The organism is Shewanella sp. 10N.286.51.B8, from assembly GCF_041469325.1.
Taxonomy (GTDB): Bacteria; Pseudomonadota; Gammaproteobacteria; order Enterobacterales; family Shewanellaceae; genus Shewanella.
This window is the reverse complement of sequence record NZ_JBFRKG010000077.1, coordinates 1-2,811: the sequence shown is the minus strand read 5'-3', so window position 1 is coordinate 2,811 and position 2,811 is coordinate 1. Positions and strand designations below refer to the sequence as shown.

Genomic DNA, 2,811 nt, shown 5'->3' with positions numbered 1-2,811 from the left:
GGGTTCAACTTTCAATGGGCTTGGTCGTCTGGCTTCGCAGCTGGGATGGCGGTTTAGTGTCCCTTTGAATGAAATTGATGGCGACTTTTCATCATCAGATTTTCCCTCAATTGCCAATGACTTGTTCGATAGGTTAGTTGCACATCTTGTGCAATTTTGCCGTTTTAATACTGCTGTTATTTCACATCAATCTAACCCGAAGCCGTTCAGGGAAGTCTTTAGTTTGTCTGATTTTGGCCTCTAATTAATAATTTAGTCTTTGCCACGTTAACCTCAGTATTTTAGGGTTTTATACTCGTAAGTCTTCCAACGTCGCTGTTTCGCATTCTTTCTTCTCATTGTTCGGCTCTGTAACGTTTGATGTCTTTAGGTTGCGCTTGTTTGCTAATGGTTTCGCATCGGGGTTTGATTGGTGTGTGTGGTGTTATTTTGTTTGGTGGCTCAGTGTTAACGTTATGCTTTTGTTTGGTTTTAGTTGTTGTCGGTGCGACAATTGCCTTTATAACAATAGCAATAAGATTTGGCTGCGTAATGAAACTTCAAAAGAAACTTCTGTTTTCATTCTTATTTTTATCACTTTTACCCACATTAATCGTTGGTTTTTTATCAAATAGAATTGCTAGCTCTGCAATAGAGCAGCAAGCATTCTCTCAATTAGTTGCTGTAAGAGAAATTACCAAGTCACAAATAGAAAATTATTTCGCAGAGCGGCGAGGAGACATGGAGGTGCTTAGGAGCACAATTGAGAAGACCTTGAATTTCGAGTCTACTGAAGGGTTAAGAGCGTCATCAATCACGATGCATGAGTATTTTGATAATTTCATCGAATCTTATGGCTATTATGATTTATTTCTAATCAATGAGTCTGGTTATGTCTTCTATACGACAAAGAAAGAAGCTGACTATCAGACGAATCTAATAACCGGTATATACAGTGACTCAGGCCTCGGAGAGTTATTTCGTACCGTTCGCAGCAGTCAAGAGTTCGAGATGGCTGATTTTAGGCAGTATAGTGCTAGTAATAACGAACCCGCGAGTTTTATTGCCATACCTATAAAAAACCTAAAAGGGGAGTCAGTCGTAGTTGCGTTACAGCTATCAATTCAATCAATTGATGCCATTATGCATCAGCGGGCTGGAATGGGGAACTCTGGTGAGAGCTACCTTGTTGGTAGTGATTTACTAATGCGATCCGATTCATTTTTAGATCCTGTCGGGCGATCAGTAAAAGCGTCATTTGCTGGGAATGTTGAATTTAATGGAGTAAACACAGAAGCAACTCAGAAAGCATTAACGGGCATTACAGATGAAGAACTGATTGTTGATTATAATGGTAATCCAGTTCTATCAGCTTATACCCCCCTTTCTATCAATGGTATCAACTGGGCATTGATATCAGAAATAGATGTCGATGAAGCGTTCAGTTCCATTTATAAACTTAACTGGTTAATTGGAATAATTGTTTCTTTTTTCATATTACTAATAAGTGTGATCGCTTTTTTCATCAGCAAATCAATTACTGGCCCTCTTGGAGGTGAACCTTCTGATATGAGACATATTTCAGAAGCGATCGCGAAAGGCGATTTAACCATTCAATTTGATGATAGTCGAAACACTGATAGTGTTTATGGTGCAATGAAACTCATGGCTAATAACCTACTAGAAATAGTGAGTAAAATAGTCGATAACAGTAGTAGTTTGGCGAGTTCAGCAGAAGAAACAAGCGCACTTAGCTTACAATCAACAACTAGCCTTGAGCAACAAAAAGAGAGTATTGAACAAGTAGCAACAGCCGTTGAGCAAATGACAACAAGCGTAAATGATGTTGCTCAAAGTGCCTCTAGTGCTGCAGTTTCGGCGCTTTCAGCTCAAAATAGCTCTTTTAATGCCAATGAGAAAGTTATTGTGACAATTAAAGACCTGTCAGATTTAGATAATGAGATTCAAAGTGCAAGTGAGGTTATTAAATCATTAGAAGCTGACTCAAAAGAGATTGGTTCGGTGTTAGATGTCATTCGTGGCATTGCTGATCAAACGAATTTACTAGCACTGAACGCTGCGATTGAAGCTGCAAGAGCTGGCGATCAGGGGCGCGGCTTTGCTGTTGTTGCTGATGAAGTTCGCTCGCTTGCCTTGAAAACTCAGGATTCAACAAAAAACATCGAAGTAATGATAGCCAGGCTGCAACGTGCTTCTAATGAAGCTGTTGCTGTGATGGGTGTAAGCCGTGAGGTTTGTAGTCGTACTAGGTCTAATGCGCAAGATACCGCTGAAATGATCAAGTCTGTCAACGATGAGATTGGGAGTATCACCCAAATGACTGAACTTATCGCGGCTGCTGTAGAGGAGCAATCATGTGTATCTAACGAGATTAGCTTAAATATTACTTCAATTAGCGATGTAGCATATGAGAATTCAGCTGCAGCAAGCCAAGTATCATCTTCAAGTGAAGAAATAAGTAAAATAGCTTCTACATTAGCAACTCTTTCTGAGCAGTTTAAGATTGAAAGAAATGGTACGTCAGCCTTATCTAATCCAGGTATACGTTAGTTTGGGTCACATCAAAATATAAAGTCGGTATCTTATTTCATTCTGCGCATAGATATTTTTATGGGTTTGGCGGCTAAACTCGCTTCAATCAAATACAGCTAAATTACCTGATGCCTTTACAATGGTCAGGTAATTATGATTTAAGAATTTGGAGCTAGCTGCTAGGAGTTAGAGCGATGGGGCTAGATGTTTACGCGGTGTTTCGGGTATTGCGGTGCCATCAACAATCACGGCAGAAGACGGCACTCAGTTTAGCGAAGC

General features: G+C 39.9%; 2 protein-coding genes. Both read left to right on the top strand.

Annotation, left to right across the window (positions count from 1 at the left end):
• Positions 1-244 (top strand): hypothetical protein (locus AB4160_RS19310; protein ID WP_372006062.1); only part of this gene is annotated, 244 nt, incomplete at its 5' end.
• 287 nt (positions 245-531) lie between these two features.
• Entirely contained in the window at positions 532-2,550 is a 2,019-nt protein-coding gene (locus AB4160_RS19305) for a methyl-accepting chemotaxis protein (RefSeq protein ID WP_102520183.1), read from the top strand.
• The last annotated feature ends 261 nt before the right edge of the window (positions 2,551-2,811 follow it).

Coding starts and splice junctions, on each gene's coding strand:
- AB4160_RS19305 (WP_102520183.1), top strand. CDS start 532: ATGAAACTTCAAAAGAAACTTCTGTTTTCATTCTTATTTTTATCACTT.